Origin of the sequence: Streptomyces sp. NWU339 (assembly GCF_003143855.1) — a bacterium.
Lineage (GTDB): Bacteria > Actinomycetota > Actinomycetes > Streptomycetales > Streptomycetaceae > Streptomyces.
Genome location: NZ_QFRK01000011.1, coordinates 18,775 through 45,266, shown reverse-complemented (window position 1 = coordinate 45,266; position 26,492 = coordinate 18,775). Strand labels below are relative to the sequence as shown.

At 70.9% G+C, this 26,492-nt stretch carries 24 protein-coding genes and 3 pseudogenes; 18 read left to right on the top strand and 9 right to left on the bottom strand.

Annotated elements, in window-relative coordinates; genetic code table 11:
* Window positions 1-454 precede the first annotated feature (454 nt).
* Together DIZ27_RS15790 and DIZ27_RS15785 are read left to right on the top strand one after the other, a co-directional pair.
* Window positions 455-1,168 carry a hypothetical protein gene (locus DIZ27_RS15790; RefSeq protein WP_109379050.1) on the top strand — a complete coding sequence of 238 codons (714 nt, stop codon included), beginning with the start codon at window positions 455-457 and terminating at the stop codon, window positions 1,166-1,168.
* Between the two features lie 241 nt (window positions 1,169-1,409).
* Window positions 1,410-1,859 carry a TnsA-like heteromeric transposase endonuclease subunit gene (locus tag DIZ27_RS15785; RefSeq protein WP_109379049.1) on the top strand — a complete coding sequence of 150 codons (450 nt, stop codon included), beginning with the start codon at window positions 1,410-1,412 and terminating at the stop codon, window positions 1,857-1,859.
* A gap of 128 nt (window positions 1,860-1,987) precedes the next feature.
* On the opposite strand, the gene tnpA is transcribed toward DIZ27_RS15785, so the two are convergent.
* The gene (gene tnpA, locus DIZ27_RS15780) at window positions 1,988-2,404 is read right to left on the bottom strand and encodes an IS200/IS605 family transposase (RefSeq protein ID WP_109379048.1); all 417 of its coding nucleotides are present in this window, start codon (window positions 2,402-2,404) and stop codon (window positions 1,988-1,990) included.
* 27 nt (window positions 2,405-2,431) lie between these two features.
* Here tnpA and DIZ27_RS15775 point away from each other — a divergent pair, with 27 nt between their 5' ends.
* The 3 genes from DIZ27_RS15775 to DIZ27_RS15765 all read left to right on the top strand — a co-directional run bounded on the left by DIZ27_RS15775 (window position 2,432) and on the right by DIZ27_RS15765 (window position 4,622).
* Window positions 2,432-3,676, top strand: coding sequence for an RNA-guided endonuclease TnpB family protein (locus DIZ27_RS15775; RefSeq protein ID WP_109379047.1), 1,245 nt, complete (start codon window positions 2,432-2,434; stop codon window positions 3,674-3,676).
* 118 nt (window positions 3,677-3,794) lie between these two features.
* On the top strand, window positions 3,795-4,301 hold the full coding sequence (locus tag DIZ27_RS15770) for an ATP-binding protein (protein WP_109379046.1): 507 nt from the start codon (window positions 3,795-3,797) through the stop codon (window positions 4,299-4,301).
* Window positions 4,302-4,433: 132 nt separating this feature from the next.
* Window positions 4,434-4,622: a DUF4291 family protein gene (locus DIZ27_RS15765; RefSeq protein WP_109379163.1), complete on the top strand. Its 189-nt coding sequence runs from the start codon at window positions 4,434-4,436 to the stop codon at window positions 4,620-4,622.
* A 145-nt stretch (window positions 4,623-4,767) separates the two neighbouring features.
* Here DIZ27_RS15765 and DIZ27_RS15760 read toward each other — a convergent pair whose 3' ends face one another.
* The 3 genes from DIZ27_RS15760 to DIZ27_RS15750 all read right to left on the bottom strand — a co-directional run bounded on the left by DIZ27_RS15760 (window position 4,768) and on the right by DIZ27_RS15750 (window position 6,230).
* The gene (locus DIZ27_RS15760) at window positions 4,768-5,361 is read right to left on the bottom strand and encodes a DUF4291 domain-containing protein (RefSeq protein ID WP_109379045.1); all 594 of its coding nucleotides are present in this window, start codon (window positions 5,359-5,361) and stop codon (window positions 4,768-4,770) included.
* A gap of 278 nt (window positions 5,362-5,639) precedes the next feature.
* Complete coding sequence (locus DIZ27_RS15755; protein WP_146228952.1) at window positions 5,640-5,984, bottom strand: hypothetical protein; 345 nt, start codon at window positions 5,982-5,984, stop codon at window positions 5,640-5,642.
* Between the two features lie 51 nt (window positions 5,985-6,035).
* Complete coding sequence (locus DIZ27_RS15750; RefSeq protein ID WP_109379043.1) at window positions 6,036-6,230, bottom strand: hypothetical protein; 195 nt, start codon at window positions 6,228-6,230, stop codon at window positions 6,036-6,038.
* A 26-nt stretch (window positions 6,231-6,256) separates the two neighbouring features.
* Here DIZ27_RS15750 and DIZ27_RS15745 point away from each other — a divergent pair.
* The 7 genes and pseudogenes from DIZ27_RS15745 (at window position 6,257) to DIZ27_RS15715 (ending at window position 13,060) form a co-directional block, all read left to right on the top strand.
* A pseudogene (locus DIZ27_RS15745) lies at window positions 6,257-6,738 on the top strand (DUF4291 family protein).
* A 176-nt stretch (window positions 6,739-6,914) separates the two neighbouring features.
* Complete coding sequence (locus DIZ27_RS15740) at window positions 6,915-7,517, top strand: flavodoxin family protein (protein WP_109379042.1); 603 nt, start codon at window positions 6,915-6,917, stop codon at window positions 7,515-7,517.
* An 11-nt stretch (window positions 7,518-7,528) separates the two neighbouring features.
* Window positions 7,529-8,230: a HemK2/MTQ2 family protein methyltransferase gene (locus DIZ27_RS15735; protein ID WP_109379041.1), complete on the top strand. Its 702-nt coding sequence runs from the start codon at window positions 7,529-7,531 to the stop codon at window positions 8,228-8,230.
* On the top strand, window positions 8,214-8,483 hold the full coding sequence (locus DIZ27_RS15730) for a CDGSH iron-sulfur domain-containing protein (RefSeq protein ID WP_109379040.1): 270 nt from the start codon (window positions 8,214-8,216) through the stop codon (window positions 8,481-8,483). Before DIZ27_RS15735 ends, DIZ27_RS15730 begins: the two co-directional genes overlap by 17 nt.
* On the top strand, window positions 8,480-9,544 hold the full coding sequence (locus DIZ27_RS15725; protein WP_109379039.1) for an iron-containing redox enzyme family protein: 1,065 nt from the start codon (window positions 8,480-8,482) through the stop codon (window positions 9,542-9,544). Before DIZ27_RS15730 ends, DIZ27_RS15725 begins: the two co-directional genes overlap by 4 nt.
* Before the next feature lie 222 nt (window positions 9,545-9,766).
* A pseudogene (locus DIZ27_RS15720) lies at window positions 9,767-11,158 on the top strand ((Fe-S)-binding protein); the annotation flags it as partial.
* Window positions 11,159-11,236: 78 nt separating this feature from the next.
* Window positions 11,237-13,060, top strand: a complete 1,824-nt coding sequence (locus DIZ27_RS15715) for a thiamine pyrophosphate-requiring protein (protein WP_109379038.1) — start codon at window positions 11,237-11,239, stop codon at window positions 13,058-13,060.
* A 121-nt stretch (window positions 13,061-13,181) separates the two neighbouring features.
* On the opposite strand, the gene DIZ27_RS15710 is transcribed toward DIZ27_RS15715, so the two are convergent.
* Window positions 13,182-13,673: a hypothetical protein gene (locus tag DIZ27_RS15710; protein WP_109379037.1), complete on the bottom strand. Its 492-nt coding sequence runs from the start codon at window positions 13,671-13,673 to the stop codon at window positions 13,182-13,184.
* Window positions 13,670-16,165 carry a molybdopterin oxidoreductase family protein gene (locus DIZ27_RS15705; RefSeq protein WP_109379162.1) on the bottom strand — a complete coding sequence of 832 codons (2,496 nt, stop codon included), beginning with the start codon at window positions 16,163-16,165 and terminating at the stop codon, window positions 13,670-13,672. Before DIZ27_RS15705 ends, DIZ27_RS15710 begins: the two co-directional genes overlap by 4 nt.
* A 395-nt stretch (window positions 16,166-16,560) precedes the next feature.
* Between DIZ27_RS15705 and DIZ27_RS15700 the strand changes: the two genes are divergently transcribed.
* On the top strand, window positions 16,561-17,517 hold the full coding sequence (locus tag DIZ27_RS15700; RefSeq protein WP_109379036.1) for an LLM class F420-dependent oxidoreductase: 957 nt from the start codon (window positions 16,561-16,563) through the stop codon (window positions 17,515-17,517).
* Between the two features lie 26 nt (window positions 17,518-17,543).
* On the top strand, window positions 17,544-18,101 hold the full coding sequence (locus tag DIZ27_RS15695) for a cysteine hydrolase family protein (RefSeq protein WP_109379035.1): 558 nt from the start codon (window positions 17,544-17,546) through the stop codon (window positions 18,099-18,101).
* 66 nt (window positions 18,102-18,167) lie between these two features.
* On the opposite strand, the gene DIZ27_RS15690 is transcribed toward DIZ27_RS15695, so the two are convergent.
* Window positions 18,168-20,087: a glycoside hydrolase family 5 protein gene (locus DIZ27_RS15690; RefSeq protein WP_375231974.1), complete on the bottom strand. Its 1,920-nt coding sequence runs from the start codon at window positions 20,085-20,087 to the stop codon at window positions 18,168-18,170.
* 369 nt (window positions 20,088-20,456) lie between these two features.
* Between DIZ27_RS15690 and DIZ27_RS15685 the strand changes: the two genes are divergently transcribed.
* Both DIZ27_RS15685 and DIZ27_RS15680 read left to right on the top strand, forming a co-directional pair.
* Window positions 20,457-20,660 (top strand): cold-shock protein, encoded by a 204-nt coding sequence (locus tag DIZ27_RS15685; RefSeq protein WP_109379033.1) that lies wholly within the window; start codon window positions 20,457-20,459, stop codon window positions 20,658-20,660.
* A 288-nt stretch (window positions 20,661-20,948) separates the two neighbouring features.
* A complete protein-coding gene (locus tag DIZ27_RS15680) occupies window positions 20,949-22,460 on the top strand; it encodes a DEAD/DEAH box helicase (RefSeq protein ID WP_109379032.1) in 1,512 nt (503 codons plus the stop codon).
* Window positions 22,461-22,468: 8 nt separating this feature from the next.
* On the opposite strand, the pseudogene DIZ27_RS15675 reads toward DIZ27_RS15680, so the two are convergent.
* Window positions 22,469-22,820, bottom strand: a pseudogene (locus tag DIZ27_RS15675) (DNA-binding response regulator); the annotation flags it as partial.
* Window positions 22,821-23,111: 291 nt separating this feature from the next.
* On the opposite strand from DIZ27_RS15675, the gene DIZ27_RS15670 reads away from it, so the two are divergent.
* Both DIZ27_RS15670 and DIZ27_RS15665 read left to right on the top strand, forming a co-directional pair.
* Complete coding sequence (locus tag DIZ27_RS15670) at window positions 23,112-24,443, top strand: lipase family protein (protein WP_109379031.1); 1,332 nt, start codon at window positions 23,112-23,114, stop codon at window positions 24,441-24,443.
* Between the two features lie 128 nt (window positions 24,444-24,571).
* A complete protein-coding gene (locus DIZ27_RS15665; RefSeq protein ID WP_109379030.1) occupies window positions 24,572-24,943 on the top strand; it encodes a hypothetical protein in 372 nt (123 codons plus the stop codon).
* Between the two features lie 37 nt (window positions 24,944-24,980).
* Here DIZ27_RS15665 and DIZ27_RS15660 read toward each other — a convergent pair whose 3' ends face one another.
* The gene (locus DIZ27_RS15660) at window positions 24,981-26,078 is read right to left on the bottom strand and encodes a sugar ABC transporter substrate-binding protein (protein WP_258308391.1); all 1,098 of its coding nucleotides are present in this window, start codon (window positions 26,076-26,078) and stop codon (window positions 24,981-24,983) included.
* Window positions 26,079-26,492: the final 414 nt, after the last annotated feature.

The window sequence follows — 26,492 nt, the reverse complement described above, 5'->3', positions numbered from 1 at the left end:
GACGGACCCACCACCGGGGCCGCAGGGGGATTTCTGAACTTTCTCGGTCTCAGGCTGGTAGGGGTCCGTGATCGAGTGACCTGATTTCCCTGGCGCCGGGTTGATCCAGATCACTTTGCGTCGTCGGTGAGGCCGAAGTCCCCGGCGAACGCGTCCAAGAACTCTCGCCGCTCTGCCGACGGCTCGGCTGCCGCCAACTGTCGGACCATCTGGGCGAGCGAGCATCGCTGATCAGGCGTCAGCTGGTCGAAGGTGCCATGGTTTCTTGAAGATCCTCTGGAGACTGACCTTCTCGACATGGCTCAACCCACTCGCCCGCTCCAGGTCATCACGCGGCTCGTAGACGGCAGCATGAACCGCTCCGGGATCGGTGGAGGTAGCCTTCGGAGCGCCCCTCGCAGCGAGCGGAAAACCGTTCGACCGGCCGGGACCGGAGTCGTCATGATCCGCACTTGTGACGACTCCACAGCAGCTCCTGGTCCAAGCCGCCGCCCGCAACAACGCCGAGTGGTGCGCAGCGATGAGCCGATCGCACGGCTTGGCGGGCGAGTTCGGGACACAAGCTTGGGCCGCTCCGTCTCGCACGCCGCTCTACTACCCCGACGCGGTGACGCTGGTGCCGGGCGCCGACCGGATCGCGCTGGCGGCCCGGATCGACACCACCGCACCCGGCGCCTCCGTCAAGGACAGCTTCGCCGACCTCGACCTGACAGAGGTCGGTTTCCAGGTGCTGTTCGAGGCGCAGTGGATCTACCGCCCGGCGAGTACGCCCGCCCCCGCGTCGGATCTCGTCCGGACCGTGGCGGGCGACCCAGAGACGCTGCGGGTCTGGGCGCTCGCCTGGGACGACGGGGACGGCAACGCGGACCTCTTCCGGCCCGAACTGCTCGACGACACCGCCACCTTCGTGCTCGCCGGACAGTCCACCGACGGCCGAGTGGTCGCCGGCGCGGTGGCGAGCCGCGGCCACCAAGTGGTCGGAATCTCCAATGTCTTCGCACTGGACGGCGGCCCTGACGCGGCCTGGCCGGTCGTACTGGACGCGGTGAACTGGCTGTCCCCCACCCTGCCGGTGGTCGGCTACGAGCAGGGCGAGGGCCTGGGGGCAGCCATCCGGCATGGCTTCGAGCCAGTCGGTCCGCTGCGGATCTGGGCGCACTGCCTGTAATCAGACCGCTCCAGGGCCGCCCGAGTCCCTTTCGCGACCACCATGCCCATGGGAAAGTCTGACCGCCGACACCACTTGACCTGACCCGGAAACCGCCACTTTCGGTGAGAATCCTGGACGCAGGCATCTCACCGTCCCGGTACAACCCAGCTCAGAACGCATCAGCGTCGTCATGATCGACGAGACGCGCGCCCGGCATCGCCGACACGACTGCTGAAGCGTACCGACAGGCCCGGCAGAAATCCCACCCCTACCTGTCATACCCCAGGTCAACGGCCCCGCTTCTGCAAGATCTAATGAGACGGGACAGTTCACGTCGTACCGCGGGCAGCGGCACTTCACAGGCTGGTACTGGGCGGCGACGACGGAGTCGTTACTGGGGTTCGAGCCGTGGCTGGAGCGGGACCGGGTCATGCTCCTCGATCGCGACCGGAGGGTGGTGGGGCTGGCCTCGCAGCCGTTCCGGGTGACATGGCAGGGGGCGACGCGCCGGATCTCGCATACGCCGGACTACTTCGCGCGGCTGGAGGACGGCTCGGGCCTGGTCGTCGATGTCCGGCCGGCGGATCGGGTGGGGCCGGAGGACGCAATGAAGTTCTCGGGGACCAAGGCAATGTGCCAGGCGACGGACTGCCGGTCGTATGCGCTGGTGCACGAGCCGGAACTGGTGGAGATGACTAACGTCCGCTGAACGTCGGGCTATCGACATCCGCGCAACCGGGTCGACAACGCCGTGGGTCGGCTTACCGGGTTCCTTGCAGAAAGCCCCGGCGTTCACGCCGGGGATGAATGCATCTCAAGAGTGCTTTGACGCGCACTTCAGAGTGGACGTTTCTGCTGCTCGATGTACTGACGGACGATCGCCAACGGCGCCCCGCCGCACGACGCGGAGAAGTAGGAGGGTGACCACAGGTGTCCGTGCATGATGGCGCGGTTGATCCGACCGGTGAATTCCTGCCGTATCCGGCGAGCGGAGACGCCCTTGAGGCTGTTGACCAGCTTGGAGACGGCGACCTTCGGCGGGTAGTGCACCAGGAGGTGGACGTGATCGCGTTCGCCGTTGAACTCCTTCAGCTCCGCTTCGAAGTCCTCGCACACCTTGCGCATGATCTCTTCGCAGCGCGTCAGCATCTCGTCGTCGAACACTCCGCGCCGGTAATTTGTCAAGAAGACCAAGTGCACGTGCATCGCCGAAACTACGTGTCTGCCACGCCTGTATTCGTTCTGCTCATCCATGAGACCAATCGTAGTAGGATCCCGGTCATGCAGCTCCGCTACAACTACCGCGCCTACCCCGATACCGCCCAGCGCGGTGCGCTGGCGCGGGCCTTCGGGTGCGCCCGGGTGGTGTGGAACGACTGCCTGCGCGACCGCAAGGAGGCACACGCGGCGGGGCTGCCGTACGTGACGTCGGCGGAGCTGTCCCGGCTGCGCATCACGCAGGCCAAGCGCACCACGGAACGTGCCTGGCTCGCCGACGTCTCTGCGGTCGTCCTGCAGCAGTCCCTTCGGGACCTCGACACCGCCTACAAGAACTTCTTCGACTCGATCAAGGGCAGGCGGCAGGGCCGCAAGGCCGGCCCGCCCCGGTACAAGTCGAAGAAGGACACCCGGCAGTCGATCCGCCTCACCACCAACGCCTTCTCCCTGCAGGAGAACGGCACGGTATATGTGGCCAAGGTCGGAAACCTCAAGGTCAAATGGTCGCGCCGGCTGCCGGCCGCGCCCACGTCCCTGACCGTCACCCAGGACAGTGCGGGCCGGTACTTCCTCAGCTTCGTGGTGGACACCGAACCGGACCTCCTGCCCGAGGCGGGGACCGACACCGGGATCGACCTGGGCCTGTCCGCCTTCGCCGTCCTGTCCGACGGCCACAAGATCAACAGCCCGCGCTTCCTGCGCCGGGCGGAGAAGAAGCTCAAACGCCTTCAGCGGGAGTTGTCCCGCAAGGCCAAGGGATCGAAGAACCGGGCCAAGGCCCGCAGCAAGGTCGCACGCCGGCACGCCAAGGTGGCGGACCGGCGCCGGGACTTCCACCACAAGGCATCCACACAGATCATCCGCGACAACCAAGCGGTGTACGTGGAGGACCTCGCGGTGTCCGGTCTCGGCCGCACCCGGCTCGCCAAGTCCGTGCACGACGCGGGATGGTCCGTGTTCGTCGGAATGCTGCAGTACAAGGCGGCCCGGCACGGCCGCACCTTCGCCAGGGTGGGCCGGGCCTTCCCGTCCTCCCAGCTCTGCTCGGCCTGCGGATTCAGGGACGGACCGAAGCCTCTGCACGTCCGGGAATGGACGTGCGGGGCGTGCGGGACGGTGCACGACCGCGACCACAACGCGGCCCGCAACGTCCTGGTCGAGGGACGTCGTATCGTCGCCGCCGGACGGGCGGAGACGCAAAACGCCTGTGGAGCGCCGGTAAGACGGGCACACATGCCCGCGCAGCGCGGTGAAGCAGGAAGCCCCCGGAAGGGTCGGACGGCCCAGGCCGGAATCCCTGGACTTTAGGCCAGGGAGCACGTCAATCCCGTCAGTACGGACACGCAACCGTCAGCGGCGGTACCGGCGGCTGCCGTACCGATGGTTCCTCTGGTCAGCGTACGACCATTCGGACACGCTCTGTCACATGAAGTGTGAAATCGGTGACCGTCAGCTCGCGTTCCCCGCCACTTCCCCTCCCGCGCACTTCAGCCGGCAGCTCAGCTCGACGCGACGCGGGGCGCGCCTCGCACGCCTGCTCGCGGTCCAGCGGTTGGCGGACTGGGGGTGGGACAGGGGCAGCGAACCTCTGGAGTCCGCCGCGCTGGTCGTCGCCGAACTCGCCGCGAACGCGGTCACACACGGTGTCGTACCCGGGCGGGACTTCCTGCTCACGATGACCCTCACCCCGCTCCCGGGAAACTGCGTGGGCACCCTGCGGGTCGAGGTCGCCGACTGCCGGGGCGAGCGGCTGCCCGCCCCGGTGGAGACCTCGTGTCCGACCAGCGAGCACGGTCGGGGGCTGCTCCTCGTGAACGCACTCGCTGCCCGGTGGGGCGTCATGCCCCGCCTTCCCTCCGGCAAGACCATCTGGGCCGAACTGCAAGGCCCCGCCAGAGCGGACACCGCGCGAGCCCTGCCACCCCGAGCCTGATCCGTGCGCCTCGGCCCGGACGGCTACGCCGCCTCGTACGCCGACGACTGCACCGTCGCCACGAGTAACGCGGCAATCGAGTGCCCGGGTAATTCGACGGCGCGCGTCGCACGGGTTCCGCCCGCTGGCACCGTGGGAGAACTCAAGCACCGGATCCGCGCCCACTTCACCGACTCCACGGTCGTCGTCCACCAGGCGTACCCACCGGAGATCGGCCTGCCCACAGCCCGGGATGGCCGCTTCCCGGCGGCCTGGAAGCGGGACCGGATGACGTGGGTCATCAAGGCGTGTTCACAGACCTCATCCGTGCTGCTCGCATGACCGAGAGCGGCCGCCAGCGTGTACCTCGCCTCGCGGGTGGGACGGTCAGCAGCCCTGCGGTGGGAGCTTGTCCTCCGTTCCGGCGAGCCTGTGCTGCCATGTGCCCCCTGGGCGATGCCGGCCTCCCCCCTGCCCGGATTGCTGGTCAGGGACACAGGTGGGCCAGCAGTTCTTCGCTGGCGGGATATCTCTGTTCCCGGGGAAGCAGTCGTGTCGCGGAGGCCGTATCACCGCGACTGACGAGCGTGCGGATTTCGCGGGCGAGTGGTGTCACGTTCCTGATGGACAGGGTCCACTCGTCCGCGTAACGCGTCGCTGCCTCGCCCGAGAGACCGAGTTGCAGCGAGCGGTACGACAGGGGACGCAGGTTCAGGTCGCGTTCAGGATCCCATTGGACACGGGCCGGGGCGCGCTTGAGGTCGCGCTGCCAGGTGCTTCGATCAGCGTGCAGCCCGCGGACGTAGCTCGACAGACAGGCGTGGCGCAGCGCCCAGTCGAAGCCGTCGCGCGCGATCTCCACGGCAAGAACGGTCTCCTGTCCGGTGCTCGTGCCCCAGTTGGAGCGGTACATCATCCACAGGAAGCTGGGCTTGATCCACGTCATGCGATTTCGCAGCCACGCGGACGGAAAGCGGCCGTCGCGGGCGGCAGGCAGTCCGATTTCAGGGGCGTACGCCTGGTAGACGGTGATCGTGGATGCCGTGTGGAGCGCGCGGATCCCGCGGTGCGGTTCTTCCATGGCGTACAGCGTGGGGTCGACCAGCTCAGATGGCCACCGATTTTCGACCACTGCTCGCTGCAACGGAGCACGCCAGCCGCAGCACCGTGCGAGTTGCCGGTCTCAGAGGGCACGGCGGCAAAGCAGGAGCAGCCGGTGCGGCAGGGATGACGTCAGCCGTCGGCTGCCGACCCGGCTCCGACCGACTCCCGGCGGCGTGAGCACCGCCCGGGAATGGGAGAGCTGGGAGGGCAGCCTACGACGGTGTCACCAGGTGGGCCAGGGCTCGAGCGGAGCCTTCAGGGAAGGCGGCGCCCCATCTTTGCCGACTGCCGATTGTGGCCCTTCGTGTCCCACCACTCCTCCAGCAACGCACGCACGATGTGCACAAGTTGCTCAAGCCGGTCGGAGTCCGGGGCCGATGAGACGAGGACGTCAGTGAAGGAGCTGTCGTCCCAGAGAAGTGTGACCGCCCAGCGTTCGTCCTGTCGTCCCGGGCGTTCCACCGTGATCCGGTATTCCAGCACGGCGACACCGCCCGGACGGTGCTCCACCGACAGATCGGCGATATCGAACCTCACACTGCCGTCACCGGCCGTGTACGAACGGGCGAGTGCCTGTTCGGCTGGTGTCCTGGCCGTCACGCTCACTCCCTTCCCTTCCCTGCGCCGCGTGTATGGGATTCGACCCAGGATTCAGCACTTGGGGTCGACTACCGCCATGCTGGTTGCGTCGACCTTGTACGCCGTCAGCAGATCGGTCTTCCCGGCAGGGGTGCCGATGATGGTCCGGAACTTCTCGATGCGCGGACAGGACTTCGTGTAGGTGGAGTATCCACCCCGGCCGTTGGGGTCACCGGACCAGATGGCCGTGCTTATCTTTTTGTCCATGCTCGCGTTCCAGCCGTGGCGGGGAGATGTGCAAGGTCTTTGAACCCGGCTTGACGTGGATCAAGCCGTCCTTCCTCTGGATGATGTACCGCTGCGGGCGGGGGCCGAGGAAGGGCAGGAGGTCGTCCTCGCGGTCGAGATCACCCGCGAGGGCTTCGAGTGGGCGCTGGAGCACGCCTGCCTGTCGCACCACGAGCGCGGACTGCACGCCGGCCGGGCCACCTGGAAGCGGCAGGTGAAGCGGGCCCCGGCGCGGGTCCAGTGGGACTTCGAGCGCGATGTGCAGCTGCGGCCGCTCGCCCACCGCTCGCTGCGGCTCGGGCTCGCCGGTGAGGCGGCACGCCGTTACGCGGACGAGTGGACGGTCTCCGTCGCCGACGCCACCGCTCTGGCGCACGAGATCCACGGGCAGGTGCGGGGCGGCGGCCTGGAGGCCGCCCGGCGGCTTCTTCCCCACGAGCCGCCCCACCCCGCTCCCGACGGGCTCCTGGATCACCTGCGCCCATGAGGCATGAAGGCCGGGGCGTGCGCCGTGGCCCGGAGTCAAGGTGGCGTCGTGGGAACACCCGGGGGCGGGCCGGCGACTCCTTCGAGCTCGTTACGTCCGGCGCCACGGGGTACTCGTGGGGCGCTGCCGGTGGATGTGCGCGCAGCGGGCCACCTGTCCCCGATGTCGGAGCGATCGTGAAAGCACTCGTCGTCAACTGCACTCTCAAGCGGTCCCCCGAGCATTCCAACACCGAGGCGCTGGCCTCCGTGGTCGCGGAGCGGCTCTCGGAACAGAACGTGCAGGTCACGTCCGTGCGGGCGGTCGACCTCGACATCGCCCCCGGCGTGGTCACCGACGCCGGCGACGGCGACGAGTGGCCCCGGGTCCACTCGAAACTCCTGGAGTCCGAGATCCTGATCATCGCCTCGCCCACCTGGCTGGGCCGGCCGTCCTCAGTGGCGCAGCGCGTCCTCGAACGCATGGACGCGATGATGTCCGAGACCGACGACGAGGACCGCCCCGTCGCCTACAACCGTGTGGCCGGCGTGGTGGTCACCGGGAACGAGGACGGCGCGCACCATGTGATCAGCGAGATCTCGGGGGGCCTCGCCGACATCGGCTACACGATCCCCGGCCAGGCCTGGACGTACTGGCACCTCGGCCCCGGTCCGGGGCCCGACTACCTGGACGAGCAGCGGGGCCGCGAGTGGGCGCACAGCACCGGTCACGCCATGGCCGACAACCTCCTCGGTGTCGCGCGGGCCCTGTCGGCGCTGCCCTTGCGGGCAGGTGGCTGAGAGAGGCGCCCATGACAGCCCCCCTGCCGACCTCCGAGCAGGCCGGATCCCTCACCGCCGCCCCCCGTCTCCGCTGCTGGGCCCCCCGGGGCGTGTACACCCCGCAGACCGACACCGGGCTCCTGAGGCGGGCGTTGCGTCGCGAGCGGATCACAGGAGAGACGGACGTACTGGACCTCGGCACCGGAAGCGGCCTGCTCGCGGTGGAGGCGGCCCGGCTCGGCGGCCGGGTCACCGCGGTCGACATCTCGTGGAGGGCGCTCGCCACCACCTGGTGGAACGCCCGGCTGAACGGGCAGTCCCTGCGGGTGCGCCACGGCGACCTGGCGACGGCCGTGCCCGGCCGCCGCTTCGACCTGGTGATCACCAACCCGCCCTATGTGCCCGCTCCGAGCACCGCGCCGCCGCGGGGCCCCGCCCGGGCCTGGGACGCCGGATCGGACGGCCGCCTGCTGATCGACCGCATCTGCGACAGCGCGCCGACGGTCCTGCGGCCGACGGGGACGCTCCTGATCGTGCACTCGCACCTGTGCGGCGTGGACGCCTCCCTGACCCGTCTGGAGGAAGCCGGTCTGCGCCCGGAGGTGGTCGACCGGGCCCGGCTGCCCTTCGGCCGGGTGCTGCGCTCCCGGCTCGCCTGGCTGCGCGAGCAGGGTCTGACGGCCGACGGAACGACGGAGGAGCTGGTGGTCATCCGTGCCGAACACGCCTGAACGTCCTCGCCGCGTCCGCGTCCAGCGCGACGGGCCGCTGCTCATCGAGGGGCCGGTCGAAGTGGTCGACGAGCACGGCGAGGTGATGGTCTCCCAGCGCTTCACCGTGGCCGTCTGCACCTGTCGCCGGAGCCGTATCTTCCCCTGGTGCGACACCAGCCATCGGCGCCGCTGCAAACCCTCCGGCCCGGGCTCCCGTGGCGAACGACCCGATACGGAACCGGATCGCGTGAAGGAGAGCGAGGCCCCATGACCGGCTCCGCCGCCCGACGCCGGCTCCGGCTGCTGTCTCCGCCGCTGCCCGAGCCGCGCGGCCCGCTCTCCGCCGCCGTGACGGCCCTGCTGCGGGGATCGGACCCCGCAAGCGCGGACGCCGGGAGTGTGCCGTCTCCCGAGCGGTGTTCCGCCTACGGCGACGATCTGCAACTCGCCCTCTACGTCCTCTACGAACTGCACTACCAGGGGTTCCAGGGTGTCCCCGACAGCCTCGAGTGGGACAGCGGCCTGCTGGCCCGTCGCGGTGTGCTCGAGCGTCGCTTCCTGAGCGCGCTGCGCGAGGACGTGCCGGTGGACGACACGGACACGGCCCGGCAGGCGCTGGACGAACTCCAGCTCGAACCGGTCGGCGACGACGGCAGCGGCGTCTCCCACTTCCTCCGCGACGAGGGCAGCCTCGACCACTTGCGTGAGTACGCCGCGCTGCGCTCGCTGTACCACCTCAAGGAGGCGGATCCGCACGCCTGGGTCCTCCCGCGGCTCCACGGACGGGCCAAGGCCGCCATGGTCGCCGTCGAGTTCGACGAGTTCGGTGCGGGCCGCGCCGACGAGATCCACGCGGAGCTGTTCGCCGACCTCATGGAGGACCTGCGACTGGACACGGCGTACGGCCACTACGTCGACGCCGCGCCGGCCGAGGCGCTCGCCACCGTCAACCTGATGTCCCTGTTCGGCCTGCACCGCGCCCTGCGTGCGGCGCTCGTCGGGCACTTCGCCGCCGTCGAGACGACCTCGTCCCCGGGTTCGCGCCGCCTCGCCGAGGCGCTGCGCCGCGTGGGCGCGGGCCCGGCGGCCGTACGGTTCTACGCCGAGCACGTGGAGGCGGACGCGGTGCACGAGCAGGTCGTACGCCACGACGTCGTCGGCGGGCTCCTGGAGGGCGAACCGCACCTGGATGCCGAGGTGGTGTTCGGGATCCGCGCGACCGCCCATCTCGAGGACCGCCTGGCGGCCAGGCTGCTCGGCGCCTGGCGCGGGGGTGCCACGGCGCTGCGCGGGGACAGACCGCTGGAAGTCGGCGTCCGCTCTTCGGCCTAGCGGCCCGGCCCCTGCCCCAGGCCCAAGCTCAGGCTCAGGCTCAGGCTCGGAAAGGCGGTTCCTCTGATGCCTCGCACTCCTTTCGACGCCTCCGGCTCCGTGGTCCCCGGCGCCGAGGCGGCCCGGCTGGCGACGGCGCTCGGCGAGGAGGTGGACGCCGAGGTCAGGTTCGACGCGGGCAGCAGAGGCGCGTACAGCACCGACGGTTCGAACTACCGTCAGGTGCCGATCGGTGTCGGCATCGGCAACTGCCGCAGCCACTCCGGCGGCGTCATGTGCCCCTCCTACCGGGCCACCAGGGAGGAGGAGCACTCCACCCGCGGTCGTGCCCGGCTGCTGTTCGAGATGCTCGACGGCCACGCCGACTCGGCCGTCACGGACGGCTGGCGCTCCACGGAGGTACGCGACGCGCTGGACCTGTGCCTGGCCTGCAAGGGCTGCAAGTCGGACTGTCCGACCGGTGTCGACATGGCCACCCTCAAGGCGGAGTTCCTCTCCCACCACTACGAGGGCCGGATGCGTCCCGCGGTCCACTACTCGATGGGCCGGCTGCCCGTGTGGGCGCGCCTGTCCCGCCTCGCCCCCTCGCTGGTCAACTCGGCGCTCCACGCGCCCGGTCTCGCCCGCGCGGGCAAGCGGCTGGCCGGCGTCGACGCGGCCCGCTCGGCACCCGTGTTCGCCGAGCGGTCCTTCCTGCAGTGGTGGCGGGACCGCGCCGGCGAGGAACCCGACCCGGCCGACCCGCGCACCGTCGTGCTGTGGCCCGACACGTTCAGCACCTACTTCCACCCCGCCGTCGCCGTCTCGGCCGTACGCGTCCTGGAGGACGCCGGCTTCCGCGTCACCGTGCCCACCGAGCCGGTGTGCTGCGGCCTGACCTGGATCTCCACCGGCCAGCTCCCCGTCGCGCGGAAGGTGCTGCGCCGCACCCTCGGCGTCCTGCGGCCCCACCTCGAGGCGGGCACCCCGGTCATCGGTCTCGAACCGTCCTGCACCGCCGTCCTCCGCTCCGACGCCACCGAGTTGATGCCCGCCGACCAGGACGTACGGCGGCTGGCCGGACAGGTCCGCACCTTCGCCGAACACCTCGTCCACCACGCGCCCGACGACTGGCGGCCGCCCGGGCTCGCACGGCACGCGACCGTGCAGACCCACTGCCACCAGCACGCGATCACGAAGTTCGACGCCGACCGGGAGCTGATGCGCCGCGCCCACCTGGACGCCGACGTCCTGGACGAGGGCTGCTGCGGACTGGCCGGCGACTTCGGCTTCACCCGCGGCCACCACGAGGTCTCCATGGCGGTCGCGGAGCAGGGCGTCCTGCCCGCCGTCCGCACGGCGGCACCCGACCGCCTGCTGCTCGCCGACGGCTTCAGCTGCCGTACCCAGATCGAACAGGGCGGCACCGGGCGGCGGGCCCTGCACCTGGCCGAGGTCCTGGCCCTCGGTCTGGAGGGCACCCTCCCGAGCGAGCACCCCGAACGCCTGGCCGTGCGCCCCGAACCGCCCTCCTGCGCGGCCCGGTGGGCGACCGCCGTGGGCGCCGCCGCCCTCACCTCGGCCGCCGCGACGACGGCCGGCCGGGCCGCCCTGCGCTCGCTGCGCCGCACTTAGTCCTGGGCCTGGTCCTGGACCCGGTCCCGGTCCCGCTCCCGGTCCCGCTCCACACGCACTACGGAAAGGTCTTCGAACATGTCGCAGAAGGTCTCCGACCACATCCTCGAGCGCCTGCGCGAGTGGGGAGTGGAGCATGTCTTCGCCTACGCCGGCGACGGCATCAACGGTCTGCTCGCGGCCTGGGGCCGCGCCGACGACGATCCCCGGTTCATCCAGGCCCGCCACGAGGAGATGGCCGCCTTCGAAGCCGTCGGCTACGCCAAGTTCTCCGGCCGGGTCGGTGTGTGCGCCGCCACCTCCGGGCCGGGCGCGATCCACCTCCTCAACGGCCTGTACGACGCGAAGCTGGACCACGTGCCCGTCGTCGCGATCGTCGGCCAGACCAACCGCAGCGCGATGGGCGGCTCCTACCAGCAGGAGGTCGACCTCCTCAGCCTCTACAAGGACGTCGCCTCCGACTTCTGCGAGATGGTCACCGTCCCCGAGCAACTGCCCAACGTGCTGGACCGGGCGATGCGCACCGCCGTCGCCCGGCGCTCGGTGACCGCCGTGATCATCCCGGCCGACGTGCAGGAGCTGGACTACTCGCCGCCCGGCCACGCCTTCAAGATGGTCCCCTCCAGCCTCGGCACACCGCACTACGCGCCGGTGCCGAGCGACGACGACCTGCGACGCGCCGCCGACGTCCTCAACGCGGGCGAGAAGGTGGCGGTCCTCGTCGGGCAGGGAGCCCGCGGGGCCCGTCAGGAGGTCATGACGCTCGCCGACCGGCTCCACGCCGGAGTGGCCAAGGCGCTGCTGGGCAAGGACGCCCTCGACGACGACCTGCCGTATGTCACCGGCTCCATCGGCCTGCTCGGCACCCGGCCGTCGTACGAGCTGATGACCGGCTGCGACACCCTCCTCGTCATCGGCTCGTCCTTCCCCTACACCCAGTTCCTGCCGGAGTTCGGGCAGGCCCGGGCCGTGCAGATCGACATCGACCCGCACATGGTCGGCCTGCGCTACCCGTTCGAGGTCAACCTGGTCGGCGACGCCCGCGAGACCCTGACCCGGCTGCTGCCGCTGCTCGACGCGTCGAAGCACCGCGGCTGGCGCAAGAAGATCGAGAAGGACACCGCCCGCTGGTGGCAGGTGATGGAACGGCGCGCCGCGGTCGACGCCGACCCGGTCAATCCCGAGTACGTCGTCCACGCGCTGAACGACCTGCTGCCGGAGAACGTGATCCTGTCCTCCGACTCCGGCTCGGCCGCCAACTGGTACGCCCGGCACCTGAAGCTGCGCGGCGCCATGCGCGGCTCGCTCTCCGGCACGCTCGCCACCATGGGCCCCGGAGTCCCGTACGCCATCGGCGCGAAGTTCGCACACGGCGACCGCCCGGCCATCGCGCTCGTCGGCGACGGGGCGATGCAGATGAACGGCATGGCGGAGCTGATCACCGCCGCCAAGTACTACCGGGAGTGGGCCGACCCCCGGCTCGTCGTGGCGGTGCTGAACAACCAGGACCTCAACCAGGTCACCTGGGAGATGCGCGCCATGTCGGGCGCCCCGCAGTTCCTGCCCTCCCAGTCGATCCCCGACCTCCCCTACGCCGACATCGCCCGCCTGATGGGCCTGGAGGGCCTACGGGTCGAGAAGCCGGGCGAGGTCGTGGGCGCCTGGGAGGCCGCGCTGGCCGCCGACCGGCCCTGCGTACTGGACTTCGTCACCGACCCCGCCGTGCCGCCCATCCCGCCGCACGCCACCCTCGACCAGATAGAGGCCGCCGCGACCTCCGTCCTCAAGGGCGACGTCGACCGCGCGGGCATGGTCCGCCAGGGCTTCAAGGCCAAGGTGCAGGAGTTCCTGCCCGGTCACCGGGACCGCGAGGACCGGCCCGGTGCGAAGGACACCACCTGAGCGAGACCCCGGCCACGGACCGGAGACCGGGCGTGCCTTGGAGCCGGTGCGGCGGCCGAGGCATCGCCTGGAGCGTTCAGCGGCGCGGGGGGAGGACGAGCCGCCGCCCGGGGCCGTCCGGTCACAGGCTCGTCAGGATCTGTGGGGCGAGGGTCTTGATCAGGGTGTTGGTCCAGCGCATCTGCCGCAGGGTCTGCGGATGGCACTCGGAGACCACGGCGAGCAGCCCCTCGTCCTTGGTGGCCTGCGCGAGCTGCGCGAGCATCTCCCAGTGCAGGGAGTTCTCCGCGGCGCCCAGGTGCAGATCCCGGAGGTCCCGCAGGAGCAGCAGAGCGGGCTCGGGTCGGTGCCCCACCGCTTCGGCCGTCTTCTCCCTGAGCGCCGACAGCAGCCCCGGGAAGGGGGCCTTCGGAGCATCACCGAGGTTCAGGCCGTGGTCGTGGCCGATGCCGGTCAGGCGCCGGGCGTGTTCGCGGGACCAGTGGGCGAGGTCGGTGGCGACGTGGTGGACCTCGTGTTCGGTGCGGTGGCGTTCGGCCACGGTCGTCAGCTGCCCGGCGAGGCGTCGCTCGCCGTGGTGGAGCGTGCGGAGGGTGAGGGTGAGACCGTTCACCGGGCATCCTCCTCACGGTCCGGAAAAGCGTCGCCCGACTGGGTGACGAGGGCGGGCGTTCCGCCGGTGGTGGGCGGTACGGCGTCGGCGCGGGAGGCGGCCGAGGCGGTGGTGGTCGGTGCGGGGGCATGGTGACCGTCCGCGCGTTCCACCAGGCGCAGCGCGGCCGCGGCGGTCTTGAACAACGGCTGCTTCGACGCGGGGTCCCAGTCGGTGACCGTCGTCTCGTTCGCGGCGCGCCCGGGTGTCCTGCCGTCCGGGCCGTGCCCGGCCTCGGTGTCCCAGTAGCCGTAGTGGAAGGGGACGAACAGCAGCCCCGTACGGATGTCGGTCACCCGGAGCCGGCCCCGCAGGGCGCCACGGGGTGTGGTGACCTCGACCAGATCGCCTTCGCCGAGTCCGAGCGCGGCCGCGTCGGAGACGGACGCCTCCACCCACACCTCGGGTGCGGCGGCGTTCAGCTGGGGCGCACGCGCGGTCTTCGTCCGCGTGTGGAAGTGGTAGACGGTGCGGCCGGTGGTCAGCTGGAACGGGTGGTCCTCGTCGGGCGCCTCGTGGGGCGGCAGGTAGCCGGCCGCCTTGATCACGGCCTTGCCGTCCGGGTTGAGGGAGCGGTATTCGACGGCTTCGGCGGTCGCGCCCGTCAGCAGGTCCTTGCCGTAGCTCTCGCAGACGTCGGGGTGTGCCCAGCTGATTCCGTCGGTGTAGAGCCGTTGCGTGCCGTCGGGGGCCTGTTCGTCGCACGGCCACTGGATGCCGCTTCGACCGCGCAGCTTGTCGTAGGTGAGGCCGGTGTAGTCGCACGGCCGGCCGGCGCTGCAGCGTTTCCACGCCTCGAACGCGGACTCCGGGTCGTGCCAGGTGATCAGCGGGCCGCCGTCCTTGTCGCGGAAGTCCATCCGGGCCGCGTAGTCGAGGAAGATGTCCAGGTCCGGCCTGGCCTCGCCGGGCGGTTCGACCGCCTTGTCGGACAGGTGCACGGTGCGGTCGGCGTTGGTGAATGTCCCGGTCTTCTCGCCCCAGGTCGCGGCGGGCAGGACCACGTCGGCCAGCTGCGCGGTCTCGGTCAGGAACAGGTCCTGCACGACCGTGAAGAGCCGCTCCTGCGCCAGGATCGAGCGGACCCGGGACAGCTCGGGCAGCGACACCGCCGGGTTGGTGCCGCTGATCCACAGCATGTGGATCGAGCCCTGCTCGGCGTAGCGGAACATCTGCATGGCGTGCGTGGGCGGGGCGTAGTGCGGGATGGCCGACGGCTCGACGTTCCACACCCTCGCCAGGTCGGCGACATGAGCGTCGTTCTGCCAGTTGCGGAATCCCGGCAGGTCGCCGTTGGCTCCGCACTCGCGGGTGTTCTGGGCGGTGGGCTGCCCGTTCATCTGCAGCACGCCGGCGCCGGGCCGCCCGAGCATGCCGCGGATCAGGTGCAGGTTGTTGACCTGCACCGCGGCGGCGGTGGCCTGGTGGGACTGGTAGACGCCCTGCAGGACCGTGGACAGCAGCCGGTCGGCCGTGCCGAGGAGCTCAGCCGCCTCGCCGATCCGCGCGGCCGGTACGTCGCAGATCCCCGCCGCCCACCGCGGGGTGCACTCCTCCACCCGGGACGCCAGCTCCTCGAAGCCGACCGTGTGCGCCGCGATGTAGTCGTGGTCGACGCGGTCGGCACGGATGATCTCGTGGAGCAGCGCGTTGAGCAGGGCCACGTTGGTGCCGATCCGCGGAGCCAGGTGCACGGCCGCCCGGCGGGCCGCCGGTGTGGGGCGCGGGTCGACGCAGACCAGGCGGGGCGGGTCGGCGCCCTCCAGCCGGTCGAGGACGCGCATCCACTGCACGGGCTGCGTCTCGGCGATGTTGTGCCCGAACAGCCCGATCACGTCCGCGTGGTCGATGTCGTCGTAACAGCCCGGCTGCCCGTCGCAGCCGAAGGACTCCTTCAGCGCCTCGGCGGCGGTGGACGTGCACAGGCGGGTGTTCCCGTCCAGGTGGTTGGTGCCGATCCCGGCCCGTGCCAGCACGGCGAGCGTGTAGTACTCCTCCAGGTACAGCTGCCCGGAGGTGTAGAAACCGAGCGCCCCCGGACCGCGTTCCTCGAGCAGCTCCCGCGAGCGGGCGACGATCCGGCCCATCGCGGTGTCCCAGTCGCACTCCACCAGGCGCCCGCCCTCGCGGACCAGCGGCAGGGTGAGCCGGTCCGGTGAGGCGTTCGCCTGCCAGCCGAAGAGATCCTTCGGTCCCAGACGGCCGCGGTTGACGCGGTCGTCCGCCCGCCCACGCACCCCCACCATGCGCCCGTCCACGACCGCGATGTCCATCGCGTCCCCGTCGGAGTGGAGGATCGACGAGGCCTGCACCCATCGTTGCACCCGGCTCGCCTCGACACCCGGTTCGAGATACGTGTCCACGCGTACGGGCCACGGCTCGTCCGCACCATGGGGGGTACGGCTGCCCCAGGGGTGGGCGATCCGGTCCACCGAAGCCTCTGCAGCCTCCATGTACGCCTCCCAGCACACACCGACGGCGTCCGCCGTCTCGTCGTCCTCGGTACCCCTCGCCCCACTCCTGTAACGCCGTCAGGGACGTCTCGGGCGCTTCCCGGCTTCCCGGCAGGCCCAGCGGCGGTGAGCGCACCGCCGAACGCGACCCCGAGTCGGCTCCCGGCGACGTCAGCGCCGCGAAGCCCCGCCAGGAGTGCCGCCTCATTCATAAAAAGGTGCCCGGCGAGGCGAGTGTGTTCCGCCCCCCGCCGGGAGCCCGAGGGCATGGGGCCGGGCCGCGGGAACCCGGCTCCCCGCACGCCGCGCCCGCGCGCTGTTAGGCCTCGTCCCACCGGGTACTCGGCGGTACGTCCCCGATCGCCACACGCCTCACATGGGAGACGGGAGAGACGATGGCCGACTTCGGATACTTCCTGTCGTGCGAGGAGCACAGCCCGGCTGAACTCGTCGAGCAGGCCAGAATGGCCGAACAGGCCGGCTTCGACTCCCTCTGGATCTCGGACCACTACCATCCGTGGAACGACCGGCAGGGCCAGAGCCCGTTCGTGTGGACGGTGATCGGCGCCCTGTCACAGGCCGTCTCGCTGCCCGTCGAAACGGCGGTGACCTGCCCACTCGTACGGACCCATCCCGCGGTGATCGCCCAGGCGGCCGCCACCTCCGCCGCCCAGCTGGGTGGCCGTTTCCGACTGGGGGTGGGCACCGGCGAGGCTCTCAACGAGCACATCCTGGGCACACCCTGGCCCGAGGCGTCGGTACGCCTGGAAATGCTGGAGGAGGCAGTCCAGATCATCCGGCAGCTGTTCACCGGCGAGCAGACCAGCCACCGCGGCAAGCACTACACCGTGGAGAACGCCCGGCTGTACACCCTGCCCGACGAACCGGTGCCCATCGACGTCTCCGCCTTCGGCCCGCAGGCCGCCGAGGTCGCGGCACGCATCGGCGACGGCCTGATCACGACGGCGCCCGACGCCGCCATGGTCGAGCGCTTCCGCCGCGGTGGCGGCGGCACCAAGCCGGTGTACGGCGGACTGAAGGTGTGCTGGGGCGCGGACCGGCAGGAGGCGCTGCGCACCGCACACCGCCTGTGGGCCAACGAGCAACTGCCCGGGGAACTCCCGCAGATCCTGCCGACCCCACGCCACTTCGAGCAGGCGTCCGAGTTGGTCACCGAGGACCGGGTGGCGGCCGCCGTACCGTGCGGTGACCACCCGGACACGCACATCGAGGCCCTGTCGGCGTTCGTCGACGCGGGATTCGACACCGTGTACGTCAACCAGATCGGCAAGGACCAGCAGGGCTTCTTCGACTTCTACCGCACGAAGGTCCTGCCGCGACTGCGCGACTGACCCACACGAGGGACGGCGGTGGAGCCATGGACCGGCCCGCGGGCACGAAGAACCTCGCTCTCGTCGTGATCGACATGATCAACACCTACGAGCACGAGGACGCCGAGCTGCTCGTCCCGTCCGCCCGACGTGTCGTACCCGTCCTGGCGGAGCTGATCGGACGGGCCCGCGGGGCGGACGTGCCGGTGATCTACGCGAACGACAACTTCGGCCTGTGGCGCTCCCACCAGGGGGAACTCGTGGACACCGCGCTGGCCCGGCCCCATGCCGACCTGATCGAGCCGATAACGCCCGACGAGGAATCGCTCTTCGTGGTGAAGGCCCGCCATTCCGTCTTCTACGAGACACCCCTGCCCTACCTCCTGTGGCGGCTGGGCGTCGGACACGTGGTGCTGAGCGGCCAGGTCACCGAGCAGTGCGTCCTCTACTCCGCCCTGGACGCACACATCCGCCACCTGGAGGTCACCGTGCCCAGGGACGCCGTCGCCTCCATCCATCCCCATCTGGAGTCCGCCGCCCTGGAGATGATGGAGCGCAACATGGGCGCCCGGGTCACCACGGCGAAGGAGATCGACTTCTCGTGACGGGAACCGCACTTCCCTCCGCGCCCCGAGCTCCGGGACCGCCCGCCCCTCGACCACGGGGACCGGTCAGCCGAGGGTGCGGCAGTACAGCGCGTCCGGGGTCCGGAAGGAGCCGAAACGGCCGGTGTAGGCGATGCCGGCGGCGTACTCGCCGTCCGCGCACTGGCCCTTGTGGTGGCCGTGCGCGAAGTCGCCGCCGCCGGGGGCCGGGCCCCTGTTGTCGCCCCGGTCGAACCAGACCGTACGGCCGGTCGTGGCGGTGATCGCGCCGGGCCGGGCGGCCGCGCACAGGGCGGCCGAGACGGCGGAGCCGCGGACGCTGTAACCGGTGAGGAAGTACCCGCCGGGGCACTGGAGTTTGGTGTAGCCGGACGCCCAGTCGCCGCCCGGAGCGACGTGCCGCTCGTCGGTGACCACCTGGTGTCCGCGGGCCGGGTCCCACAAGGGCCCGGCGGTCACGTCGGAGCACAGGCCCCGGTTGCCCGTGTGGCTGAGGCCGAGGAGGCGCTGTCCGTCGGGGCAGACGGCCTTGCGGGCGCCGGAGTCCCAGTCGGGGAGCGCGCGCATGCGCCGCGAGGCGACGAAGTCGGCGTGGTCGGGGCTGAGCATCGACCAGTCGGCCACGGGGCTGATGCGGCCGGTGCGACCGGAGGCCTCGATGAGCCGGGTCCAGGCGGCGGCACGCCAGTCGTCGCCGTCGTAGAGGCCCATGCGGTGGCCCGCGGCATCCCAGTGCAGCAGCGCCCAGCCGTTGCCCGCGCGGTTGTCGTGCCGGCCGACGAGCGGCCAGTACGCGAAGTCGGCGTCGGTACGGATCAGGTGGTCGACGAAGTTCTCGAACCAGGCCCGCTGCCTGGCGCCCGTCTCACCACGGCCTCCGACACCGAACTCACTGATCCAGACGGGGGCGGTGAAGTGCCGGTCCTGTTCGGCCGACACGTAGAGGGCCTGGCGGTTCAGTACGTCGATCAGTTCGGCGGGGGCGAGGTCCTGATAGCGGGGGTCGGTGGTCTCGCCGATCCCGGTGGCACCGCTGTGGTGGGGGCCGGTGTAGCCGTAGAAGTGGGCGGAGTACACGAGCTTGCCGGAGTCGACGAGGGTGTGCGAGAGCCGGCGTACGGGCTCCAGCGTGGGGCGTCCGTGCGCGAAGCCGTCCACGGGGATGCCGGTCCAGTTGATGCCCTCGACGATGATGAGGAGGTCGGCGTTCGCCTCCGTCAGGATGCGGTCGCCCAGGCGCTGGGAGGCGGTGAACCAGTCGTGCTGGTCGCCCAGACCCCAGTTGGGGTCGTCCCAGACGGTGCGGCGGACCTCGTTGTACAGGTCGGCGCCCACGACTCGCTGGTTGTCCTTGTAGCGGCGGGCCATGAACAGCCAGTCGTTCTCCCACTTCTCGGTGGACTGGCTCGCGTTCCAGCGTTCGTTGCCGTCGACGCCGCAGCACCAACGGGTGGTGTTGGTGTGGTTGTTGAGGATCACCGCGAGTCCGGAGGCGGTGAGTTCGCGGACCACGACGTCGTACACCTGGAGCGGGGTCTTTCCGCGCAGGGCGGGGTTCGCGGCGACGGAGCCGTCCGTGACGGGACGGTCGTCGTGGATCATCTCGTTGGAGAAGGGCAGCCGGATGCTGTTGAGCCCGATCTCCTGGAAGCCGGCGATGATCTCGGCCATGGGGGCGCGGTCCAGGCCGAGGGGCATCCGGCCGGCGTTCTCCCCGGCGTGGTGCTGGGCGTCCTCGTCCCTGCTTCCCGAGCCGTTCCATGTGCCGCTGGCTCCGTGCCAGTTGCCGGAGCGCAGCTTGAAACGGTCACCGTCCGCGTCGACGATCCAGCGGCCCCGGGTGCTGAGGGGCGCCGTCCAGTCCTCGGCGGAGGCGGACGCCGGCCCGGGGGCGGGCCCCTGCGGCGCCGCGGTCGCGGCGGCGGGCGTCAGGGGCGCCAGGACGAGTACGGCGGCCAGAGCCGCCCTGCCGAAGAACCCGCGCACGGTCACCACCCCGAGAACCAAGTTGTCATGCCCATTCCCATGTTGCGACCATCATGAGGGCCGGCGCGGCATTGGTCCAGTCCTGCGTACGGCCGAGCCGGCGCACACCGGGGGCCGTGCTACCGTGAAGAGTTGCAGTTTCGGATACCAGAGACTTCGAATTCTTCGATTCTTCGGTCCTTCGACACGTCGAGCCATCGAGACGTCGAGTGAGACTTCGAGTGCTCTTCCGGCCTTCCGTCGACGAGCACTCTTTTTTGTTGCTGGAAAGCTTCGCGGCTCGCCAGGAATACGGCCGGGTGGTTCGTTGCTGCAACGACGGGCCCACAGGGTGTGGGCCCCGAGCACTGCTCTCAAGGGAGATTCAATATGGCATCTGGCACCGTGAAGTGGTTCAACGCGGAAAAGGGCTTCGGCTTCATCGAGCAGGACGGCGGCGGTCCCGACGTGTTCGCCCACTACTCGAACATCGCCACCTCCGGCTTCCGCGAGCTTCAGGAGGGCCAGAAGGTGACCTTCGACGTCACGCAGGGCCAGAAGGGCCCGCAGGCCGAGAACATCGTTCCCGCCTGACGTCGACGCCGACGCACGCCGCGTGGCCGGGACCCGCACTTCTGTGATGCGGGCCCCGGCCCACTGCGTTCTCCCTCTCCCCCCGGTCCTCGGCCCGGCAACGACGCCGGTGCCGTTCCCGCACCCACGGCGCGCCCCGCTCTCGCTCCTGCGATCCGACGCTCCCGGCCGCCGACCGATTCTTCGTCTCACTGTTGCTTCGGCTCATTCTTGCGAATCCTCATGCGGCCGCACAGGTCTCCGCCGGGAGGAATTCCTCGATACGTGCCGCATCGAGGAAGGTTCCGCATGAACCGCAACCACACAGCCCGTTCGAACAACAACTCCTCCCGCTCCCGTACGGACAAGGCCTCCACGGGCTCCGGCCGGGGCGGTCGCGTCCGCTCGCAGGGGGCGGGCCGCCAGGGCGCCGCTTCCCGTTCGGGCAAGGCCGGGCGCAACGGAGGCCGCGGCGGCCGTCCCGTCGCGTCCGGTGGGGAGTTCGCCCCGCCTGTCACCCTCACCCCGGCGCTGGAGCCGGTCGAGTCCTTCTCCGAACTCGACATGCCCGAGCGGCTGTTGACCGCCCTCGGAGCCGAGGGAGTGACCACCCCGTTCCCGATCCAGGCCGCGACGCTGCCGAACTCGCTGGCCGGCCGGGACGTGCTGGGCCGCGGGCGCACCGGCTCGGGCAAGACGCTCGCCTTCGGCCTCGCCCTGCTGGCCCGCACCGACGGGCAGCGGGCCGAGCCCCGGCAGCCGCTGGCCCTCGTCCTCGTACCCACCCGGGAACTCGCCCAGCAGGTCACCGACGCCCTCACCCCCTACGCACGCGCGCTGCGCCTGCGCATCGCCACCGTGGTCGGCGGGGTGTCGATCGGCCGGCAGGTGAGCGCCCTGCGCGCCGGGGCCGAGGTCGTCGTCGCGACACCCGGCCGGCTCAAGGACCTCATCGACCGGGACGACTGCCGCCTGGACCAGGTCGCCGTCACCGTCCTGGACGAGGCGGACCAGATGGCCGACATGGGCTTCATGCCGCAGGTGACCGCCCTGCTCGACCAGGTGCGCCCCGGGGGCCAGCGCATGCTGTTCTCCGCCACGCTGGACCGCAATGTCGACCGTCTGGTGCGCACCTACCTCCACGATCCCGTGGTCCACTCGGTCGACCCGTCCGCGGGCGCGGTCACCACGATGGAGCACCACCTGCTGCATGTGGACGACGACGACAAGCACGCCGCCACCACGGAGATCGCCGCCCGCGACGGACGCGTGATCATGTTCCTGGACACCAAGCACGCCGCCGACCGGCTGGCCAAGAAGCTCCTCGCCGTCGGGGTGCGCGCCTCGGCCCTGCACGGCGGGAAGTCCCAGTCCCAGCGCACCCGGACCCTGACCCAGTTCAAGGACGGCCACGTCACGGTCCTGGTGGCCACCAACGTCGCGGCCCGCGGCATCCACGTCGACAACCTGGACCTCGTCGTCAACGTCGACCCGCCCAGCGACCACAAGGACTATCTGCACCGTGGCGGGCGCACCGCCCGCGCCGGTGAGTCCGGCACCGTCGTCACCCTGGTCCTGCCGCACCAGCGCCGCGACATGACCCGTCTGATGAACGACGCCGGCATCACCCCGCAGACCACCCGGGTACGCCCCGGCGGGACCGAACTGAACCGCATCACCGGAGCCCAGGCGCCCTCGGGCGTACCCGTCGTCCTCGCTCCGCCGCCCGCCCAGAACAAGCCCGCGCGTTCCGGGTCCTCCTCCCGCGGCCGACGCGGCCGCCCCGGCCAGGGGCGCCGCCGCCCGTCCGCCAAGGGGTAGGACAGGCTCCGGTCGCGCGGGTCGGGCTTGGCCGGGATGCGCGACACGTACGTCTTGACGGTCTCGCGGCCGACGACCACCCGGTCGGCGGTCTCGGCGTTCGACAGGCCCTCGGCGACGGGTCTCAGCGCCTCGGTCTCGCGAGGCGCCAGGGCGGAGAGCGCCTCGGCGGCGACCGTACGGATGCCGTCGACCAGGTCGCGCGGCGGTGGGTCCCCGAGCAGCAACCCGCTCGTGCCGGCCCGCAGCGCCTCGTACACGTGGTCGTCGAGGTCGAAGGTGGTGACCACCGGGACCTTCATCGGCTCGGCGACACCTGGGCCGGCCGGGCAGGCGGGCCGCCTCCATTCCGTCCAGGACACGGATCGGGGCGCCGGAATCGGGGGCGGGGGCGGGGGCGGTCATCCGTGGCCTCCGGAAGGAATGCGGGCGGGCGCGTCGTACGGACGTGGCGTCAGGTCACCTGATTCCCACGGGTGGTGACACCACGCCGTCGGCCACGCGCCGAGCCCTGCGCCTGCGGACACATTGCCGAACCGTGACCCTCCGACTGCTACCACGAGTAACTTACCCCTAGGTAAGTTCAGTTCGAACCACCCCCCGAGCGGCGCGGAGGCCGCTTCCCGCCTGCTGCTTCACAGGAGGTTCGCCATGCCCCCACGCCCGCGCACCAGGCTTCTGGCCGCGACGGTCACCGCCGCCGCCTGCCTCGGCGCCCAAGCGGTCGCCGCCGCCCCCGCCGCGGCGACGGACGAGGTCGTGTCCCGGGGCGTCACCATCCCCGCGTTCTACCACCCGCCCGCCCACCTGCCCGCCGCCGACGGCACCCTCGTCCGCAGCGAACCCCTCCCGCTGGCCCTGAGCCTGCCCGGCCTCAAGGGTCGGCTGCCGGGAAGCGCGACCCGGCTGATGTACAAGTCCACCGACTCCAGCGGGCAACCGGTCGCCGTCACCGGCGCCTACCTCGAACCGGCCGCCCGCTGGAAGGGCCGCGGGCCCCGGCCCCTGGTCGCGGTGGCACCCGGCACCATGGGGCAGGGCGACCAGTGCGCCGCGTCCCTGGGGCTCGAGCGCCCGCTGACGCTCAACGGCCGGACGGTGTCCGTCGGTTACGAGAACCTGGTGATCCACCGCCTCCTCGCGAAGGGCGTCGCCGTGGTCGTCACCGACTACGCGGGCCTGGGCACGACCGACCGGCTGCACACCTACGTGAACCGGGTCGACGAGGCCCACGCGGTCCTGAACGCCGTCCGCGCCGCCCGCTCGGTGCGCGGGGCCTCGGTCACCGCCGACTCCCCGGTCGGGCTCTTCGGATACAGCCAGGGCGGCGGGGCGAGTGCGGCGGCCGCCGAACTCCAGCCCTCCTACGCCCCCGACGTCCCCCTCGCCGGGACGTACGCCGGAGCGCCGCCCGCCGATCTGACCTCGGTCACCAGGGCCATCGACGGCAGTGAACTGGCGGGTGCGCTGGGCTGGTCACTGAACGGCTTCCTCCAGTCCGACCCGTCCCTGAGACCCCTCGCCGAGGCACATCTGAACGCCGTCGGCAAGGCGGCGCTCACCGACCTGTCGACGATGTGCCTCGGCGACGCCCTCTTCGGCCACGGCTTCACCAAGAGCACCAGGTGGACCAACGACGGGCGCTCCATCAGCGACATCATCGCCGCCACGCCGGCCCTCCGGGCGTTCCTGGACAGCCAGCGCATCGGCACGCTGAAACCGTCCGGTCCCGTCCGCGTGGCGACGGGCGTCAGCGACGACCTCGTACCGCACGGACAGGCCCGCGGCCTCGCCGTCGACTGGTGCCGCAAGGGCGCCGACGTCACCTACAAGGCCGTCGTCCTGCCCGACCTCGGCAGCCCACTGCTCAACCACTTCGCACCGCTGCTGACCGACCAGGGCAACGCCATCGACTGGCTGACCGACCGGCTGTCCGGCAAGCGGGCCGCCTCCAACTGCCGGAGCATGCCCGTACAGCCCTGACGACGGCGATCGGTGCTGATCCGCGGCTCCCGGCAGCCCGGGCACCACCACCGCGAAGTGCCGCCACGTCGAAGTGATCCGGGCCGCCGGCCTCCCGCCGGGCCGGGGCTCGGCTACGCTCTTCGACCATGTCGCACCCTGACGATCTGCTCGTCGCCGTCGCCGCGATGGTCGAGGCGGACCGGGACAGCCAGATGTCGCTCACCGTGGTGGTCCCCGGCGCCGTCATCACCGGACGGTTGGCCCCCGAGGCCCTGTGGAGGGAGCGGGTGGCGGAGGTGCTGCGCGACTCCGCGCGGCTGACCCACTTCGCCGTCCCGTTCGAGGAGGCCGGCGGAGGCGGGAGCCCGTCACGTCCCTCCCACCTCCACTTCCACGTCGCCCGCATCCTCCAGGGGAGCTACGGCATCCCCGACACCGGGGGGATGTACCGCGTCGCCCTCGCCGAGGTGAGCGCCTGGACGGTGGGGGACATCGGCTACGCGGACCAGTTGACGTAGCGCGCGGACGGGGCCGGCCGGCCGGTGGGCCGGTCGTTCACGGGGTGAGGCCGATCGAGGCGCAGGCCGCCCGGTACTCGGCGGTGCAGATGTCCTTGACGTCGTAGACGTCGTCCCGGATCACCGTGTCCTCGATGTTGTCCCGCGTCAGGGCGACCACCGGTATCAGCATCGTCGGGATGTCCTTCCGCGTCGAGCTGTCGACGCGGTCGACGGTCAGCGAGTCGAACTGGATGTCCCGCCCCTGGACCCGGGCCACCGCGATCTCCGCGGCGCCGCCCGCCGCGAGCCGGAACGACTTGTACACCGTCATGTGCTGCGTGCCCTCGACGATCCGCTGCACGCCCTCCAGATCGGCGTCCTGCCCGGTCACCGGCGGGAGGTCGGAGACGCCCGCCTCCTCCAGCGCCTCGATGACGGCTCCGGCCATGCTGTCGTTCGCCGAGTAGACGGCGTCGACGTCGTCGGCTCCGATGGCGTCGATCGCCTTCTCCATGTTCGCCTTGGCGACCTCGGGTCTCCACTTCTCGGTGTCGTACGTCTTGACCATGTCCACGTTCCCGTTCAACTCGTTGAACGCGCCCTTCTTGAACAGGGCCGCGTTCGGGTCGGCGGGCGCGCCGTTCATCACGACGACCTTGCTGTCCTTCCCCTCGCTGCCGAGCGCGTCGACGATCGCACGGCCCTGCACCTCGCCGACGAGCTCGTTGTCGTGCGACACGTACGCGTCGATCGGGCCCTCGGCGAGCCGGTCGTAGGCGATGACGGGGATGCCCGCGGCCTTGGCCTTCCTCACGTCCGGTCCGACGGCCTCGGAGTCCACCGCGTTCACCAGGACCACGTCGACCTCGTCGTCGATCATCCGGCCGAACTGCCGGCTCTGCTCGGCCGCGTTCCCCCCGGCGTTGGCGTAGGCGACCCTGCCCTTCTTGCCGGTGAGAACGCCGACCCGCTCCTCGATGAGGGGGCGGTCGAACTTCTCGTAGCGCGCCGCGTCCTTGTCGGGCAGGAGGAGGCCGACCGTGATGTCGTTGCGCTCTCTCGGCGACGTGGAGTCACTGCTCCCGCCGGTGTCGCCGAGCGCACCGCACGCGGAGAGCGAGAGGAGCGAGAGGGCCGTGAGGCCGACCGTCACGGGAGTGGTGCGGGTGGTGCGAGAAGTGCAGGGGTTCACATCAGGTGCCTTCCGGGCGAGGGGGCAGCGTGGCGACCGGTGAGGGGCAGCCAACGCCGCGCGGCCCGGCAGCGTCAAGCCGTGCCCGTCACGCGGCCCCACCTGTCGGTTCCACCGCCTGAGCGGCTGTCACCGGTCCGATTCATGGCAGCGACGACCCAAATGGGCCGTGCGCTCCGCTCCAGAACCGCCGTTGCTCCAGGGGATTTTCGCTGAACATCATTCAGCCGGGAGCGCCCCGCGCACCGGGCGCCGCACATGCTCACGGCATTCACGCGAAGCGGGCAGAGAACGTGCGCAGGAGTGACACACGGACTGCACACAGCGGCTCGCGGGTGTCGTTAGCGTTGCTGTTCCTGCTCCACTCGCTCTCGC